18 protein-coding genes and 1 riboswitch are annotated in these 17,373 nt (G+C 59.7%); of the genes, 10 read left to right on the forward strand and 8 right to left on the reverse strand.

Going from position 1 to position 17,373, the window contains the following annotated elements:
* Positions 1-54 precede the first annotated feature (54 nt).
* Positions 55-396 carry a hypothetical protein gene (locus AC1RR7_RS07465; RefSeq protein ID WP_096821826.1) on the reverse strand — a complete coding sequence of 114 codons (342 nt, stop codon included), beginning with the start codon at positions 394-396 and terminating at the stop codon, positions 55-57.
* 158 nt (positions 397-554) lie between these two features.
* Between AC1RR7_RS07465 and AC1RR7_RS07470 the strand changes: the two genes are divergently transcribed.
* Positions 555-2,939 (forward strand): DUF3772 domain-containing protein, encoded by a 2,385-nt coding sequence (locus AC1RR7_RS07470; RefSeq protein ID WP_493156909.1) that lies wholly within the window; start codon positions 555-557, stop codon positions 2,937-2,939.
* Between the two features lie 30 nt (positions 2,940-2,969).
* On the opposite strand, the gene AC1RR7_RS07475 is transcribed toward AC1RR7_RS07470, so the two are convergent.
* Positions 2,970-3,866, reverse strand: coding sequence for an EamA family transporter (locus tag AC1RR7_RS07475; protein WP_493156911.1), 897 nt, complete (start codon positions 3,864-3,866; stop codon positions 2,970-2,972).
* A gap of 109 nt (positions 3,867-3,975) precedes the next feature.
* Between AC1RR7_RS07475 and AC1RR7_RS07480 the strand changes: the two genes are divergently transcribed.
* The 3 genes from AC1RR7_RS07480 to AC1RR7_RS07490 all read left to right on the forward strand — a co-directional run bounded on the left by AC1RR7_RS07480 (position 3,976) and on the right by AC1RR7_RS07490 (position 5,790).
* Positions 3,976-4,761, forward strand: a complete 786-nt coding sequence (locus AC1RR7_RS07480) for an AraC family transcriptional regulator (RefSeq protein WP_493156912.1) — start codon at positions 3,976-3,978, stop codon at positions 4,759-4,761.
* A 76-nt stretch (positions 4,762-4,837) separates the two neighbouring features.
* Positions 4,838-4,898: riboswitch (Fluoride riboswitch) on the forward strand.
* Between the two features lie 144 nt (positions 4,899-5,042).
* Positions 5,043-5,426, forward strand: coding sequence for a fluoride efflux transporter CrcB (gene crcB / locus AC1RR7_RS07485; protein ID WP_096821701.1), 384 nt, complete (start codon positions 5,043-5,045; stop codon positions 5,424-5,426).
* A 10-nt stretch (positions 5,427-5,436) separates the two neighbouring features.
* Complete coding sequence (locus tag AC1RR7_RS07490; protein WP_273536365.1) at positions 5,437-5,790, forward strand: DUF190 domain-containing protein; 354 nt, start codon at positions 5,437-5,439, stop codon at positions 5,788-5,790.
* Between the two features lie 85 nt (positions 5,791-5,875).
* Here AC1RR7_RS07490 and AC1RR7_RS07495 read toward each other — a convergent pair whose 3' ends face one another.
* The 4 genes from AC1RR7_RS07495 to AC1RR7_RS07510 all read right to left on the reverse strand — a co-directional run bounded on the left by AC1RR7_RS07495 (position 5,876) and on the right by AC1RR7_RS07510 (position 8,335).
* Complete coding sequence (locus AC1RR7_RS07495) at positions 5,876-6,037, reverse strand: DUF2986 domain-containing protein (RefSeq protein ID WP_273536366.1); 162 nt, start codon at positions 6,035-6,037, stop codon at positions 5,876-5,878.
* Positions 6,038-6,089: 52 nt separating this feature from the next.
* Complete coding sequence (locus AC1RR7_RS07500) at positions 6,090-6,785, reverse strand: tRNA (adenine(22)-N(1))-methyltransferase TrmK (protein WP_273536367.1); 696 nt, start codon at positions 6,783-6,785, stop codon at positions 6,090-6,092.
* A gap of 65 nt (positions 6,786-6,850) precedes the next feature.
* A complete protein-coding gene (locus tag AC1RR7_RS07505) occupies positions 6,851-7,447 on the reverse strand; it encodes a LysE family translocator (RefSeq protein WP_273536368.1) in 597 nt (198 codons plus the stop codon).
* 51 nt (positions 7,448-7,498) lie between these two features.
* Positions 7,499-8,335: an AraC family transcriptional regulator gene (locus AC1RR7_RS07510; protein ID WP_102621639.1), complete on the reverse strand. Its 837-nt coding sequence runs from the start codon at positions 8,333-8,335 to the stop codon at positions 7,499-7,501.
* Between the two features lie 254 nt (positions 8,336-8,589).
* Here AC1RR7_RS07510 and AC1RR7_RS07515 point away from each other — a divergent pair, with 254 nt between their 5' ends.
* The 3 genes from AC1RR7_RS07515 (at position 8,590) to AC1RR7_RS07525 (ending at position 12,023) form a co-directional block, all read left to right on the forward strand.
* Positions 8,590-9,651 carry an alpha/beta fold hydrolase gene (locus tag AC1RR7_RS07515; protein ID WP_493156916.1) on the forward strand — a complete coding sequence of 354 codons (1,062 nt, stop codon included), beginning with the start codon at positions 8,590-8,592 and terminating at the stop codon, positions 9,649-9,651.
* A gap of 202 nt (positions 9,652-9,853) precedes the next feature.
* Entirely contained in the window at positions 9,854-11,002 is a 1,149-nt protein-coding gene (locus tag AC1RR7_RS07520) for a VOC family protein (RefSeq protein ID WP_493156918.1), read from the forward strand.
* A 67-nt stretch (positions 11,003-11,069) separates the two neighbouring features.
* Positions 11,070-12,023: a fumarylacetoacetate hydrolase family protein gene (locus AC1RR7_RS07525; RefSeq protein ID WP_493156919.1), complete on the forward strand. Its 954-nt coding sequence runs from the start codon at positions 11,070-11,072 to the stop codon at positions 12,021-12,023.
* Here the strand turns inward: AC1RR7_RS07525 and AC1RR7_RS07530 are convergent, their stop codons facing one another.
* Positions 12,024-13,319 carry an OmpP1/FadL family transporter gene (locus AC1RR7_RS07530; RefSeq protein WP_493064668.1) on the reverse strand — a complete coding sequence of 432 codons (1,296 nt, stop codon included), beginning with the start codon at positions 13,317-13,319 and terminating at the stop codon, positions 12,024-12,026.
* A gap of 111 nt (positions 13,320-13,430) precedes the next feature.
* Positions 13,431-14,504: an amidohydrolase family protein gene (locus tag AC1RR7_RS07535; protein ID WP_493156921.1), complete on the reverse strand. Its 1,074-nt coding sequence runs from the start codon at positions 14,502-14,504 to the stop codon at positions 13,431-13,433.
* A 162-nt stretch (positions 14,505-14,666) separates the two neighbouring features.
* Between AC1RR7_RS07535 and AC1RR7_RS07540 the strand changes: the two genes are divergently transcribed.
* The 3 genes from AC1RR7_RS07540 (at position 14,667) to AC1RR7_RS07550 (ending at position 17,364) form a co-directional block, all read left to right on the forward strand.
* Positions 14,667-15,305: a TetR/AcrR family transcriptional regulator gene (locus AC1RR7_RS07540; protein WP_167748762.1), complete on the forward strand. Its 639-nt coding sequence runs from the start codon at positions 14,667-14,669 to the stop codon at positions 15,303-15,305.
* 169 nt (positions 15,306-15,474) lie between these two features.
* Positions 15,475-16,344, forward strand: coding sequence for an alpha/beta fold hydrolase (locus AC1RR7_RS07545; RefSeq protein WP_493156923.1), 870 nt, complete (start codon positions 15,475-15,477; stop codon positions 16,342-16,344).
* A gap of 9 nt (positions 16,345-16,353) precedes the next feature.
* Positions 16,354-17,364, forward strand: coding sequence for a VOC family protein (locus AC1RR7_RS07550; protein ID WP_493156925.1), 1,011 nt, complete (start codon positions 16,354-16,356; stop codon positions 17,362-17,364).
* Positions 17,365-17,373 lie beyond the last annotated feature (9 nt).

The raw sequence follows: 17,373 nt of genomic DNA on the forward strand, positions 1-17,373 counted from the left end.
CGCACAGCCAATCCACTCCGCCTGGGCGGAATGAGCTTCGAAGGGAGACAGGAATCAGACGCGGGGCGGTCGCCAGACCCCGGACGGGGTCGCTACAGGCAGGGAATCACTGAAGAATGAAAGCGTCACGGGGCTGAACACAGTGACGGGCGGCTTGAGGATCGAGACCTGCAGCACGCCGCCGGTCTTGCACTCCTGGCCTGGCTTGCAGGGAGTGCCATGGTCGGCAGGACTTTTCATGTCCTTGCAGCAATCCATGTTCATGCCGTCCATCATCGCCATGCCCATGGCTTGCATCGGGCAGGGTTCTGTCGGCGCCTGCACGCCCGCCATCCCGCTGAGGGGAAGCGCCAGGCTGATCAGGAAGATAAGACAAAACCGCAGATAGCGTTTCATGGCCGGGAGTTTAGTCGCGAAAAAGAGTGCTTTCAATTCGATGCCCGGCGATATCACCGGACACGCATTAAGCCAGGATTAGCAGCAGAAAATGATGCAGCAGGCGCCTGATCACCTAACCTCATTGATTGTGTGATCAACCGGAATCAGCCAGTCCCATGCGCAATGCATTGATGTCATTGGTATTCGTCGCTCTGACCCTGCTCGGCCCGGGCCTGACAAGCGTGTCGGCCGCTGACTTGTCGAGCGCAATCGACATCGGCGCCCCGCTTCCCGGGGTCGGCCAAAACGATCTGCAAGCGTTGCAACAACGCCTCGATGGCCTCAAGCAGCAGATCTCGTCCGCCAACAACTACAACCAGCTCGAAGGCCCGCAGGATCGGGTGCAGATGTTCATTCTGGACATCGACCGGTTGTCGGCGTCGCTGCTGCCGCAGCAGGCACAACTGACCGTGCAACTGGGCGTATTGGGGGCGACGCCGGCGGAAACGGTGGCCGCTGAACAGGCCGATATCGCCGCACAACGGGCGACGCTGATCGAGCAGAAGACCAAAGTCGACACCGCCCTGAAGAACCTGGCGACACTCAAGCAGAACGCCACCGACCTGATCACACAAATTGCCAGCATTCGCCGTACGTTGCTCGAAAGCGAGCTGACCCTCGGCACCGACAGCATCCTGAGCCCCGGCTTCTGGGCACCGTTGGTCGATCCCGACCCTGACGATCGTCAGCGCCTGCGTTCATTCGTCGATCAGATCCAGGAAACCGGCACCGAAGCCTGGCAACCGGGGCAACGGTTCTACACCAGTGTGCTGGTGGTGCTGGCCTTCATCATCTGGACATTGGGTCGCCGGCTCGCTGACCGCTGGCTGGCGTGGGTGTGCATTCATCGCATGCCGGAAGGACGGCTGCGCCGCAGTTCGCTGGCGTTTGCCTCGGCGCTGGCCACCCTCGCGACCACGGCCATCGCACTGGAGCTGCTGTATTACGCCTGCACGCGGCATGTGCCGTTGCCACCGATGCTGGCAACGTTTTCCGACGAGTTCCAGAAAGTGGTGTATGCCTGCGTGATGATCACCGGCCTGAGCCGCGCGTTGCTGTCCACCGAGCATCCGTCGTGGCGGCTGCCGGTGATTGCCGAGCCGGTGGCACAGACGCTCAAGCCGTTCGCCCGGATCCTGTCCGCCACGCTGCTGGTGCTGGTGACGGCGGTGCAGGTCAGCAACGCGTCCGGCATGAGCAGCCAGATCGTGATCACCGGCCGGGGCGTGATTGCGCTGGTGGTGCTGGGCATCGTCACGGTGCTGCTGATGCGCGTCGGCAAGGTGCGCAAGGCACTGGCAGCGGCCGGGGATGCGCAGGTGACGGGCAACACGTTCGCCGGCGTGGTCTACACCATTGCAACACTGGCGATGGTCATTTCCCTGGGCGCATTGCTGACGGGATATGTATCGCTGGCCCGGTTCATCACCTACGAACTGGTGTGGGCGTTTATCGTGTTTTCCGGTTTCTACCTGCTGATGCAGTTGCTCAAGGACAGCTGCGAATACTTCTTCTCGCCCCGCCACTCCAGCGGCAAGGCACTGAAGCAACTGCTGGGGGTCGGCGACCGGCGCCTCGAACAAGCCTCGACCCTGCTGGCCGGCGTGGGCCGCGCCGCATTGTTGCTGCTGGCGGTGATCACTCTGTTCGTCGGCGGCATCGGCACCACCCTTGGCCAGTTGGCCACCAACATCGGCGCGATTCTCGGTGGCGCCGGCCTGCGCAAACTGAACATTGTTCCCGGGCATTTGCTCAACGCGGTGCTCGCGCTGCTGATCGGCATTTACCTGATTCGTGCCCTGCGCCGCTGGCTGGACAACGAATTCCTGCCCAAGACCGACATGGACCCGGGCATGTGCGCCTCCCTCAGCACGCTGTTTTCCAATATCGGTTATGCGCTGGTGGTGTTGCTGACGCTGTCTTCGCTGGGCGTGAAGTGGACCAATCTGGCGTGGATCGTCAGCGCCCTGTCGGTGGGGATCGGTTTCGGTTTGCAGGAGATCGTGAAGAACTTCGTCTCCGGCCTGATCCTGCTCACCGAGCGTCCGGTCAAGGTCGGCGACCTGATCAGCATCAGCGGCGTCGAGGGCGACATCCGCCGGATCAACGTGCGCGCCACGGAGATCCAGCTCAGCGACCGCTCCATCGTGATCGTCCCCAACTCGCAACTGATCTCGCAGAACCTGCGCAACGTCACCCTCGGCGGCAGTGCCCAGGGCGTGGCGACGCTGGAGCTGATGTTCCCGCTGGATATCGATCCCGAACAGGTCAAAAACCTGTTGCTCGACACCTACAAAGAGCACGAAACCATCCTCGGCAAACCGGCGCCGTTCGTGCGTTTCAGCAAACTGTCGCCCGATGGCATCACCCTGACCGTGACCGGTTACGTCGACAGCCCGCGGATTGTCGGCAAGACCAAAAGCGATCTGTTGTTCGAGATTCTCAAGCGGCTGGGGGCGGCGGGGATTGAGTTGGCCAAACCGGTGCAGCCGAGTGCCTGATGCGGTTAAACCGGCTGAAAGCGCAGATCCTCAGCGGGATGTGGACACTTGCGCAGCCGAACGCTGTTGAGTGAAGGGCAACTTCACTGAACCCAAGGCCAGCGCCAGTAGAACCAGCAAGATAAACGCCCAATCAAAGGGGCCAGGGTGTTGGCCGAGAATGACCGTCGAACTGACGATGCCAAATACCGGAATCAGCAGCGACAACGGTGCCACGCGCGAAACCGGGTATTCACGCAACAGCAGGTTCCATCCCCAGTAACTGAAGTGCGTCGCGGCGTACACCTGGAACGCGAGTGAAAACAGCGTCATGCCATTCAGTTGCGAAGGCAGCGCATTGAAAGGAGCAGAACCGTGTAGCAGCCACGTCAACAGCAAGAGCGGGATGGGTGGAAACAGACTCGCCCAGACGACGAAGGCAAAGATTTCACGCACTCTGGAAACCTTGATGATCACGTTGCCCATGCTCCAGGCCACTGCGCTGCCAATCACCAGGGCAAAACCGGCCCTCGGTACATCGCCGGGACTGCACAAGACGATCCCCACCAGTCCTGCAGCCGCCAACACACTGCCAATCAACTGAAGCCGTCCCAAGCGTTCTCCAAAGAAGAGCACGCCCCAGCCCAGCGTGAAAAACGCGCTGAACTGGATCAGCAACGACGCGCTACCCGGCGGTACGCCCCATGCGATCCCCTGATTGATCAACGCCCACATCGCGACACCGAAGATCAGTCCATAGGCCGCGATCCATCCGAAGGCAACCTGCGGACGCTTGACGAAAAACACCCAGGGCAACGCTGCCAGTGCGAAACGCAACGCCGTCAACAGCAGAGGGTCGATACCGGCCAGCCCGAGCTTGGTGACGGGGAAGTTCAATCCCCAGACAGCCGTTACCAGGACGGCGAGTAAAAAGTGCTTCTTTTGCATATTCAGTGTTTCCCCAGCGCATAGCGGAAATGCTCGTGCCAGGAGAAATATGCAAGCAATCGACCTGGCCTGCTTTCAGTCACAGGCCAACTTTCATTAATATCGGGCCATGCGCGAAAAAACCGTACCGACCTACCAGAACACACCCCGCGATGCCGTCGTGACCGTACGTGACTACGCGGACGGAACGCTGTTCCCGTTGCACGACCACCCGCGTGGACAGTTTGCGTATGCTGCCAGTGGCGTCATCACCGTCTTTACCGATCACGGCAACTGGGTCGTCCCGCCTCAGCGCGGCATCTGGGTCCCGGCGCAACTGCCTCATTCCATGCAGATGCGCGGCCCTGTCACGCTCCACAACACCTATATCCGCAAACATGCGGCGCAGCGTCTCGGGCTGGCGGATCAGTGTCAGGTGTTGGACGTATCGCCGTTGTTGCGCCAGTTGTTGCTGAAGGCAATCGATGTACCTGCGCGCTATTCCACTCAGGGGCGCGACGGTCATCTGATGGGATTACTGCTACATGAAATTGCCGGGATGCCTGCGCTGTCGCTCAACGCGCCGTTGCCGACAGAACCGCGTCTTGCGCGGGTATGCCGCGAATTTCTGACCCAGCCCTCGCTGGAGGTGGGTATCGACGAAATGGCCCAACGTGCAGGCATGAGCCGCCGAACCTTTACCCGACAGTTTCGCGTGCACACGGGCATCAGTTACATCGAATGGCGACAGCAGGCCTGCCTGCTCTCTGCGGTTGTACAGTTGGGAAAAGGTCAGTCGATCACACAGGTCGCGATGATGTTGGGCTATAGCAGCTCGAGTGCATTCACAACGGCTTTCAAGCACTTGCTGGGAGAAGTGCCCAGTCGATACTTTGCAGAAAAATCTCTTCTTTAAAGGGGACAGATCTATTTTCTGGAAAATCAATCTGTCCTCTTTTGGTCGTTGAAGTGCCGTGTCTGATTGCTATAGGATCTTTGCAGGAGATGGCATTCCTCCTCAAACCGCCTCGTGCTGATGATGCCTACGTGAACCCTGGACAGGGTGCGTAGGCGTGTCTGCTCCCCTGTCCTCCAACTACAGGACAGGATCATGATTCCCTTTATTCAACCCGCCGTTTTTTGCTTTTCCCCTCCGCTACCTGTTTGGCCGCAACGGTCTGAAGAGGTAAGCCCGGTATGCTGAAATCACTTCTGGTCATTGCCGTGGGTGCGTCACTGGGCGCCTGGTTGCGCTGGATCCTTGGCATGAAACTAAACGCCTTGTTCCCCGCGATTCCACCGGGCACCGTGGTTGCCAATATGGTCGGTGGCTACATCATCGGCCTGGCTATCGCATTCCTTGCCGCCTCCCCTTCGCTAAGCCCAGAGTGGCGGCTGCTGATCATCACCGGATTCTGTGGCGGGCTGACGACCTTTTCCACATTTTCAGCCGAAACCGTTGCCCTGATTCAGGAAGGCAGACTGCTCTGGGCGCTTGGCTCGATTTCATTGCACGTCGTCGGCTCGCTCGCAATGACTGCGGCGGGACTGTTGTCCTATCAATTGATTGGCACGCGTTAAGGAGACCGAAATGAAAGGTTTTCTGGTGATTTTCTTCACTCAACAAAACCGTCGTCATCAAGGAAAGATGCTCGGCGACTGGATTGTCGATCTGGCAAAGGAACTGGGCCTGCGCGGTGCGACCCTCTCCACTGCCATTGAAGGTTTCGGCCATACCGGGCGACTGCATTCCTCGCACTTTTTTGAGCTGGCGGATCAGCCGACGGAAATCCGAATGGCGATCACCGAAGAAGAATGCGACAGACTGTTCAAGCGCCTGGAAGCGGAAGATTTCTCTGTGTTTTACATAAGGACGCCGATTGAAATGGGCTTTGTCGGCAGAAAGGCCGATAGGCCGCCTCCTTCAACCCATGGCGCCCCATGATCAAGCCCTGAACAAGGACAAAAGGGACAAAAGGGACAAAAGGGGACAGATTTATTTTCTGAAAATAAATCTGTCCCCTTTTCGTTCACTCAGTGGAAACGACCGAGACCTGAGCCGCCTCAGCTTCCAGTTTCAACCGATCAGCCTTGCTGATGTACTTCGGCTTGTTGCTTTTCGGCGCCAGTTTGGCGTTGGCCTTTCTGGATTTTTCCTTGAAGAGCTGTTGCAGTTTCTTCTGACGGTTCATCGTTTTCTGCCCTGCTTGAAAGTTGTTGAATGATATCAGCCCTGAGTCGGGCTCAAGCGAGCACTTCAGTGATCCACCGTACCTGCCGGGCCAGATCCTGCACCTTCTCTTCGCACACGGCATGCCGCGCACGCCCGAAGTGGCTCAGGGTCTGCTGCTTGTGTCGCAACCGGTGCTGCCACTTGCTGACAAACGCCGGGCTGCGCGCCTGCATCTGCAACGGTCCGAAGTACAGTTCCTCAGGGGTGTAGGCCACTGGCCCATCGCGTTCGGCGACGATGATTTCGTAGTCGAAGCGGTTTTCCCGCAAGAGTTCCTCGCAAAGGATCCGGTAGTCGTTGTCCATCAGCCATTGGCGCAACGGTTGCTCGCCGCCGTTGGGTTGCAGGATCAGGCGTTCGCGGCCGCTCAAACGTGCCTTGTCTGCCTCGAGAATGTCGCGAATGGTCTCGCCGCCCATGCCGCACACGGTAATCGCCGTGATCCCGTCTTTCGGCTCGATCGCCATCAAGCCATTGGCCAGACGCACGGTGATCCGTTGACCCAGATCGTTTTCACGCACGGTGCGTTCGGCCGAGCGGAACGGCGTCAACGCCATCTCCCCCGCCACCGCAGCCTCGATGGCGCCGCGACGCATCAACGCCACCGGCAGGTAGCCATGATCCGAGCCGATATCGGCCAGGCGCGCACCGGCGGGTACGTGCGCAGCTACACGCTCCAGGCGCATGGACAATGTCTGTTCGTTCAACCGCTACCCCTTTTCACCTTGAGCGTCCGGCACCAGTGGCCGGAACGGGGCGCGATTCTGGGGGGCTACACCAACACCGTCAACCAAGCCGACAACAACAGCAAAAACGCCAGCCCGGCATTCATGCGCCGGAATGCCCGAGGTGAACCAAAGAACCGCGCACTGCCCACCCCCAGCAACGCCCACGCCGTCATGCACGGCAAGCAGACCAGCAGAAACACAAAGGCCAACAGCACCATCCGCGCACTCTCGTCACCGTTCCCGCCAAACACACTCACCACCGCCACGGCCATCATCCAGACCTTGGGGTTGATCAATTGCAGGCCGGCGGCACCGAAAACGCTGAAACTGTCGTCACCCGATGTTGAGGAGTCCAGCGATGGCGGCGTACTGCGAAAGATCTGCCACGCCAGCCAGCTCAACCACAGCACCCCGGCCCAGGCCATTGCCTGCTGCACGCGGGGATAGCGCAGCAGCGTTTCACCCACGCCGAGCCCGACAACCAGCACCACCAGTGCAGCCGACACACAGGCGCCGAAGATGATCGGCAGCGTGGCCAGCATCCCGCGCCGCGAACTGTGGCTCATCACCAGAATATTGGTCGGCCCCGGGGTGATCGAGGCAACGAAGGAAAACAGCAGAAAGGGTAACAACGATTCCATGACAGGAACTCCGGATCAGAACAGGAGGCCATGGTCGCGGTTGCGAGACGTTCAGTCTGGAAGGTTTGAGCAGCGTTTGCGGTAGTCGGCAGGGGTCAGGTGATAGGCGCGGCGAAACCAGCGGCCCAGATGGCTTTGATCGGCAAACCCGAGCGCACTGGCGACATTGGCGGGCGTTTCACCCCGCGCCAGCATTTGCCGAGCCCGAGCCAGTCGTAGCTGGATCAAGTAGCCATGGGGCGCCAGACCGAAGGCCGACTTGAACGCCCGGGTCAGGCGAAAACGGTCAACCCCGCAGGCCCGGGCCAGATCATCGAGCCCGATATCTTCGAAGGCATGGGCATGCAGATAGTCCCGCGCGACTTGCGCCACTCGCGGCAAGCGTGGATCGAACGCCTGACGCTTGCGCCAGTCGAGATGAGCGGTCAGCGATCCGAGCAAGGTGTCAATCGCGCTCTGCCGGACGATGCGCAAATCGCCGTGATGCAGGGCGTGAAAGGCCTGATTGATGGAAGTGGCCAGGCGTGGATCCTGGCTCAGGGTGTCGGCGAACCCGAGCTGACTGTTGTCCGGCACGTGTTCGAACAGCGCAAGCAACTCGCGCTCCAGCCAGTGCGGATCGAAATAGAGCATGGAGTAAGTAAAACCCTCCTCGGTCGGCGCATGCCCATCGTGGATTTCCCCCGGCTCCAGCATGATCACCTTGCCCGGCGTACTGAAATGCCGCACGCGCCGGCAATCGAACTGCTGAACCCCTTGCTCGGTCACGCCCACCAGGAAACTGTCATGCCAGTGCGGATCGTAGGCATGGCCCTGGAAATGGGCACGAATCGACTCGATCCCGGTGTCGGCATCCTGGGACAGGTCGATCCAGTTGCGTTTGTCCACGCAAGGCTCCAGAGAAATGGGTTCAACGGCTAAATTACCGCGCTTCATGCCAGCGCGTTTAGAAGATTTGTGCAGCAACCGGGGCATTGCAACGGGTTTGTATCTCAGTGTGTACGACCGCCTCCCGGATACACCCGCCTGCATCTGGCGCGCAAACCGGAAACAGCGCGGATACATCGCCGGGCTTTACTGGACTCCAGTTCAGAAGGGTTCACCCCGAACCCGGCCCCCGTCGATTGCAAAGGAGTCTTCCCATGAAGCATGCACTGCACACCACCGCTACCGGCAACACCCGTCGTCGCCTGCTGGGCCTGTCGATTCTCGCCACCGCCCTGATGCAATTCGGCACGTTCGCCAACGCTCAATCGACAGCGCCGGAACCGGTCAAGACCGTAGCCGCCAGCGTGGAGGCCGACCTGCCCTTCGGCCCGTTGAAACATGTGAAAGCCGGCGTGCTGGACGTGGCCTACGCCGAAACCGGCCCGGCCGATGGTCCGGTGGTGATTCTGCTGCACGGCTGGCCCTACGACATTCACAGCTACGATGAAGTCGCACCGATTCTGGCGGCCAAGGGTTATCGCGTGCTGATGCCGTACGCCCGGGGTTATGGCGATACGCACTTCCTTTCCGACAAGACTGTGCGCAACGGTCAGCCGGCGGCGCTCGCCAGTGACGTGATTGATTTCATGGACGCGCTGAAGATCAAAACTGCCGTGCTCGGCGGCTACGACTGGGGCGCACGTTCGGCGGATATCGTCTCGGCGCTGTGGCCGGAGCGAGTGAAAGCGCTGGTGTCGGTCAGCGGCTACCTGATCGGCAATCAGGCCGCCGGCAAGAACCCGCTGCCGCCCAAGGCCGAGCTGCAATGGTGGTATCAGTTCTACTTCGCCACCGACCGTGGTGCTGCCGGTTACGCCAAGAACACCCACGATTTCGCCAAGCTGATCTGGCAAACCGCCTCACCGAAATGGGCGCTGGACGATGCCACCTTCGACCGCAGTGCCAAGGCCCTGGAAAACCCGGATCACGTCGCCATCACCGTGTTCAACTACCGCTGGCGCCTGGGCCTGGTGCAGGGCGAAAGCCAGTACGAAGCGCTGGAGCAGAAACTCGCCACTGCGCCGTCAATCAGCGTGCCGACCATCACCCTCGAAGGCGATGCCAACGGCGCGCCACACCCGGCGCCCGAGGATTACGCCAAACGCTTCACCGGCAAGTACGAGTTCCGTCTGATCAACGGCGGCATCGGCCACAACCTGCCGCAGGAAAGTCCGCAGACCTTCGCCAAAGCGATCATCGACGCCGATCACCTTTGAAGTAGCACGCCAAACGGCTCATCGATGTAAAGGAAAGATGTCAACCCATGGACATGCGTGAAACTTGCGCAGACCTTGGCATTCACGATGAATGAACCATGTCCATGGGCGCTTGCAGAAAACTGATCTCGGCCAGGCCGAGAAAATTTATGCTTACTCCGAAATCCATCAGAACTACAAATTTGACTCAAATTGAACAATCATGTTCAATTTGTGCTGTGCCGTATTCCTGCGTCTGGAGGCTCCCGTAGTGAAGCTTAATCCCGCACAGCAGCCCGTTAATGTACAAAAAAACCTGCAACCAGCACGCCACGAGGCACCCACCGTGCGCGCCCATGCGCTGACTCATCTGATTTTCGAGCGGCCGGATCTGGAACGGACCGAGCGCTTTCTTCAGGACTTCGGACTGCTGACGGTTCTGCACAATGCGGATCTGCTGCTTTTGCGTGGTACCGGAACGGCACCCTATTGCTATCGCGTACATCGCGGCAAGAAGCCACGTTTTATTGGTTTCGGTCTGAGCGTCGATTCCCGTCCCGACCTGCAGCGTCTGAGCTTGTTACCGCAAGCATCATCCATCATGCCGTGCGATCACCCCGGCGGTGGCGAACAAGTCACCTTGCGCGATCCGTCCGGTTTTCTCGTCGAGGCCCTTCATGGTCAGTCAGTGGTTGGCTCCAGGCCCCATCGCCCGCCCTTGCCGCTCAACCTCGGGGATAGCGTGGTGCGCATCAATGCAACCCAGCGTCCGCCGATTGCTCCACCGGAGATCATCCGCCTTGGCCATCTCGTGCTGGAAGTGGCGGACTTCCAGCGCACCTGCGCCTGGTACACACAACACTTCGGATTCATTCCCAGCGATGTGCAGTTGTTGCCTGACGGTTCGCCGGCGGTGGCCTTCCTGCGTCTGAATCTGGGCGACACGCCAGCCGACCATCACACGCTGGCCCTGGCCCAGGGATTCATGCCGGCCTACAGCCATAGCGCTTATGAGGTGGTCGATCTGGACGCCGTCGGCATGGGCCAGAAGGTTCTTCGGGATCGGGGTTGGCGCCATGCCTGGGGTATTGGCCGGCACATTCTTGGAAGCCAGATCTTCGATTACTGGCAGGACCCGTTCGGCGACAAGCACGAGCACTATTGTGATGGTGACCGGTTCACTGCCGACCAGCCCACAGGTCTGCACAGTGTCAGCGCAGCGGCGATGTCCCAGTGGGGCGAATCCATGCCCAGAAGTTTTACCAAACCGAAACTGACACCGGCGAATCTTCTTTTCTTGTTCCGCCATCTTCGCCGCAGTCCGGATCTGAGCGTGCGCAAGCTGATCACACTGGCACGCCTGTTCGCCTGATTTTGCAGCGTCGCAAACCACACGAGGTTGGCGCTGGCCACCTCCTCACCCCTCAGGACTCGTTGTCATGGCTGTGCAGGTTGTCCGTTTCGAATATCAGAACACCGTCCAATGGGGACGTATTCACAATCAGCGCATCACGCCCGTTTCTGGGCAATACGCGACAACCGGCGAGTTCATCCGGCAAGTCAGCATCGAGCAGTTGCGCGACCTAAAGAGCCCGACACTCGAACTCAATCAAGTGCGGCTGCTCTCCCCGGTCACCCGCAACCAGCAGTTTGTCTGTCAGGGTGCCAACTACCGTCAGCACATGATCGAGTCCGGGATGGATCCGGACGCCAAGTCGTACAATATGATGTTTACCAAGGCAGCCAGTTGCATTTGCCCGGCCGACAGCGACCTGATCAAGCCACGCCATGTCCGCTTTATCGACTACGAGATTGAACTGGGCCTGGTCATGCGCAGCGACATCAACGGCCCGGTCCAGATTGACGACAGCAACCTGCACCAGTTCGTGGCCGGACTGGTCATCGTCAATGACTATTCGGCGAGGGACATCCAGATTCCGCAGATGCAGTTCTACAAAGGCAAAAGTTTCCGCACCTTCGGTCCGGTCGGACCTTATTTGTGTCTTTTGGAAGCCAACCAGATGCATTACCTCAAGGCCCTGCAGCTGCGCCTGACCGTCAACGACCAACTGCGCCAAGAGGACAATACCGCGAACATGGTTTACACCCCTGCGCAGACCCTGACAGAACTGTCTGCCGTGCAAGACCTCGCGGCCGGAGACCTGATTGCCACAGGCACTCCGGCCGGCTGTGCGCTGGCCATTCCATCACCCGCCACCCAGCGCATTGCCGCCCTGCTGCCCGAGGCCCTCAAGTGGAAACTGTTTCTGAAGGCCCAGGCCAGCCGCGAGCGCTACCTCAAGCCGGGCGACAGGGTCGAGGCGAGAATCCGTAGCGCGGACGGCATTGTCGATCTGGGTGTCCAGCGCAATCTTGTCGTCGAGCAAGACTGATCAGAAGCTGTGATTCAACTGCAGCCCAAGTCCGTTGATCGTGTTCTGGTAGGTGGCGCTGTAACCCGGACGCAGCCCACCCTGGGACGTGTCCTGTGACACTTTTACCGGATCTTCGTGGATGTAGCCGTATCCCAGATCCAGAGAGGTCTGATCGGTCATCTGCCAGTTCAGGCCAACCGTGAAAATCTTCCGGTCTCCCGTTGGTGCACGGGTGGACGTGTACTGATTGGGCATCGGCGTCGGCTCATAGGCGATCCCGCCACGAACCTTCCATTGCTTGTTCAGGCGATAGGACATGCCGGTGGAGAACGACCAGGTATCACGCCACTTCAGGGTTTCGAGGATCGTATCGAAAGGGCCATAGGCCTGTGGCACACCGGAGTTCAAAACCCTCAATTCCTGCACGCGACTCCAGCGACTCCACAACGCACCGGCGGAGACATCCAGTCGATCATTGATGCGCCAGGTCGCCGAGGCATCGACCGTTTCCGGTGAAGTGAAATCCAGGCTCGCGTCATATTTGCCGTTGAGCCCCGGCAGCCCCAGCCCCGGGATCGGTGCCAGCAATCCATTGGCACCTGAGACCTTGGTCTTTCCGCTCAGCTTGTAATCGACTCTGGAGTGATAGGTTAGCCCCAGGGTCAGGTCGTCGAGCGGGTCGAACAGGATGCCCAGACTGAAGCCCATGGCCGTATCGTCGCCGGTGACTTTGACAGTCCCGTCGCCCTGCCCGCCCACCGCGTTGTTGGCGATCTTGCTTTCGAGCAGCCCGTCGATGCGGTTGATCGTCGGCCCAAAACCCACGGACAGTCGATCATTGATCCGGTAACTGACCGTCGGCTGCAAGGTGACGACCTTCACCTGAGTCTGCGAGCTGCGGTAGCGTCCCTGGAAGTTGCTTTCGTAGTCCGTGCTCCCGCCAAACGGGGCATAAACCCCGAACCCAACGTGCCAGTCCTCGTTGAGTTGCAGCGTGTAGAAGCCCGATGGCACGACGATCGGATCAGGCACCATATCGCCGTGCGAAGTGCCCGACACCGTGGTATTGACGTTGCTGATGCGCGAACTGACATCAATAAAACTGAGACCGCCACTGACGTGTTCACCCGCCAGGCGGGACATGCCGGCGGGGTTGCCGTAAACGATCGAGGCGTCCTGCACATCAGAAGCCCGACCGGAATAAGCCTTGCCTCCCGAGCTGATGCTCTGTTCGTTGATTTGCAGGCCGTTGGCCAGGAGTTGAGTGGAGGTGAGGCAAAGCCCCAGCACACAAAGCTGATTTCTTATTGTCATGATCTGGCTCTTGTTATTTTTTTGGTGGGCGCGAACACCCAAGGCACGCGGATGGATCGTTGGATTCAATGATGAGATAGGTCGCCGGCCATCCATGGCGACGGGTTTGGTTCAGCGTTTGCGCATCCGCTCTGCCAGCGCACCGATCGGTCGGGTCATGCTGCGTCGCAAGCGTTGAGAGAAGGATTCGCCCTCATAAATCGGCGCCGGGGCAACCACTTCATTGGGCTGGCTGTACTGCGGAAACAGACTGAGTGCATGGGCACGGTTGATGCCATGCATGATCGCCGGCGACCACATCTCCAGGCTTTCCAGCGTCCGGCACTGCAGCGCCGTGGCGGGAGCCGGGGCGAAGGGATAGTCACTGCCGAAAAGAATGTGTGACGGTTCCACCAGTTCCTTGAGCGCCGCCATGGAATAAGGTGATGGTGACAACGCCGTGTCGAAGTAAAAGCGACGGATGTAGGTCATGACGCCTTGCGGTGCGTGCTGCTGAAATTCCGGCAACATGTTGGCCAGCGAGACACGCCAGGCCACAAACGGCAGGAAGCCGCCGGAGTGGGACAGAATCCAGCGAATACCGGGATAGCGCTCCATGGTCCCGCCAAGGATCAGATTGACCGCCGCGCGCGTGGTATCGCAGAGAAACTCAATGAGAAATCCCGGGGTCTGCAGACCGATGCTTTCGCTGGTCTGGTGCATGTTGGGATGGATGAATACCACGGCTTTTCGGCGGTCGAGTTCGGCCATCAGTTCGTCGAAGCGCGGATCACCCAGAAATACCCCGTCGGTGCTGCCCAGCAAAACAATGCCCTCGGCCTTGAGTACGTCCAGCGCGTGAATGGCTTCACGGCAGGCGGCCTCGGTGAACGGCATCGGCAGCACCGCGAAGTTGCCGAAGCGGCTCGGATAGCGCGTGCGCATCTGCGCGGCGAACTCGTTGCAGCGTCGCGCCAGCTCGCTGGCCTGTTGGACCCCGTCACCGAAGTGGACGCCGGGCGCAGACAGCGAGGTGATCGCCCGTTCGATGCCGTTCGCATCCATCACCTCAATGGATTTTTCCGGCGTCCAGTCTGGCAGCGGCGCTCCCGCAACGCAGTGCAGCCCTCTGGCATTCATCGCATCGACGAATGCAGGTGGAATGATGTGATGGTGGACATCGATACGGCCTTGCTTGATTGACATGCTGACTCTCTTGTTTGGGCTTCGACCGAGCGCCTGCGGCCACTGGGTAAAGAACCGTGCTCGGTGGGCGTACAACTTTCGAGATCAATATTGAACATTTGTGTTCAATCATGTCAATGATCAGCAAACGCTGATTTGCTTTATTTTGAACGCGCTTGTTCAATGTCCGGAATCTCTCCGTTGGAGCTCATTGCTTTGAAACTCAGTCCCGTGCAGAAGCGCATCCATGAAGCTGCGATCCGGCTGTTTGTCGAGAAACGTGTCGAAGAGGTCAATGTCAGCGAACTGGCACAGATCGCCGGGGTAGCGCGCGGCACGATCTACAACAACCTCAACTCGGTGGAGACGCTGTTCGAAGATGTCGCCAGCCAGCTGAGTGCCGAAATGAACGACAGGGCCGCGCGCAGTACAGATCCCCATGCGTCCCCTGCCGTCCGCCTGGCCACCGGCATCCGCCTGTATATCCGCCGCGCCCATGAAGAGCCGCACTGGGGAGCCTTCATCGTGCGCTACGGCGCCAGCAATGAGACGCTGCAACAGATGTGGAGCGGTCCACCCATGCACGATGTGCTCAGCGGCCTGAGCAGTGAGCAATACAGCTTTCGACAGGAGCAACTGCCTTCGGTGATGGCGATGATCGGAGGCGGGGTGCTGGGGGCGACGATGCTGGTACTTCAGGGTCACAAGACCTGGCGCGACGCGGGTTCCGATATGGCTGAATTCGTTCTCAGGGCGCTCGGCGTGCCAGCCGATGAAGCGCGCGGCATCGCTACTCAGGATCTGCCCCTTCTCGCAGCCTGAAGTCCTACGCTGATTTTTCTTGAGCCAGATCCCTTGGGGAATCTGGCTTTTTTATTGCCCGCAAAAAGACAATTGAACACTGTTGTTCAATTCTAATCTTGAGTGTTAGAGTCTGTCGCAAGCACTGACCCACCGCCCGGGTCGAAGTGCCTTACGCCAGGAACTGACAATGAACAATAAAGAACCTCTTCCTGCCCTGACCTCGCGAACGGTACAAGTGGGTAGTCGGCAGATTTTCATCAGCGAAACGGGCGTCGGCCATCCCCTGCTGATGCTTCACGGTGGCGGAGCGGGAGCCTCGGGACTCTCCAACTACTCGCGCAATATCGAATCGCTTGCCCGGCAGTTCCGCGTCATTGTGGTCGACATGCCCGGTTACGGCCGATCCACCAAAGGTGTGGATCGCAAGGACCCCTTCGGCGATCTGGCGGGGGCGATGCTCGGCCTGCTCGACACCCTGAACATCAGCAGCGCTCACGTGGTGGGCAACTCGTTGGGTGGTGCCTGTGCCTTGCGCATGGCGCTGGATGCACCCGGCCGGGTGTCGGCTCTGGTGCTGATGGGCCCCGGTGGCGTCAATACCACTCGCAGTCTGCCGACACCGGGTCTCAAGCTGTTGCTCGACTACTACAACGGCGAAGGTCCGACGCTGGCCAAGATCACGCGTTTTATCCGCGACTACCTGGTGTATGACGGCAGCCAGGTCAGTGACGAGATGATCCGCGAGCGTTTCGAAGCGAGTATCGACCCGCAGGTCATTGCGGCCCCTCCCCTGCGCCGGCCAACCGGTATTCCCCGCTTCTCGCGCTGGGATTTCACCCGCGATTCACGCCTCAAGCATTGTCAGGTTCCGACCCTGGTGCTCTGGGGCGCGGACGACAAGGTCAATCGTCCCAGCGGCGGCGAGGCGCTGCGCAGCCGCATGCCGGATTGCAACCTCTACCTGTTCAGCCGGACCGGTCATTGGGTGCAGTGGGAACGTGCGGACGAATTCAACTCCGTGACCCTGGCGTTCCTCGTCAGTCGCACAGCGCGCTGAGTTGTCGTCATGAACAATCAAGCAACGATCAGTCGAACAACACCGGACATCTTCGGCGCCAGCAGCATGGGCTATGCGTTGATCGAGTCCCGCCACCTGGCGCGTTGGCGTGAGCTGCTCCAGCACGGCATCGGCCTGCACCTGGCCAGCTCGGACGAGCAAACCCTGGCTTTTCGTATGGATCAGCACCAGCGGCGGATCATTATCCAGCGCGGTCCGCAGGAAGATTTTCTTGCCGTCGGCTGGCAATTACGCGACCAGTCCACCCTCGACGAGGTGCTCAAGCGCCTGCAACGCCTCGGTATCGAAGCGCAACCCAGCCAGCCGGAAGAAGCCGCACAACGCGGCGTGAAAAGGTTCTGGCGGGTGCTCGGCCCCAAACGCATGGCCGTCGAGCTGTTCTGGGAGCCGCTGCTGAGCGACAAGCCACTGAACATGCTCAGTGCAGGTTTCATCACCGGCTCCGCCGGGATGGGCCACCTGGCGATCACCTCGCGCAAACCGCAGCAGATGCAGCGTTTCTGGCAGGAAATATTTGATGCACGAGCCAGCGACCACATCGTCGAGCGGATTGCCGGAGTGACCCTGGACATTGATTTCTTCCGGGTCAACGAACGTCACCACTCGATTGCCATCGCCCGCGTGCGTGGCCTGCCGATGGATCCGATTCGTACCCGAGTGCAGCACATGAACATGCTGACCACCTCGGTCAGCGAACTGACCAACGCCTATTTGCGCTGCCGCACGCTCGGTTTCGAAATGGCCCACGAAATCGGTGAGCACCCCAACGACCGTGAGCAATCGTTCTACGTGATGAGCCCCAGCGGTTTCGAGCTGGAACTGGGTTGCAACGCCAGGGTGGTCGATGAGGCGCAGTGGCGCACAACCTCCTATCAAGGCATCAGCCTTTGGGGGCATCGCCCGGAGAAAAGCGGTGCCTGGCACACGTTGACCACCAACCTGGCCAACTTCGCCCGCGGCACACGTTCATTGCTCAAGCCCGAATATTCACCGCTGTAAGAGAGATAT

It is taken from the genome of Pseudomonas sp. GW821-FHT11G12, assembly GCF_058808055.1.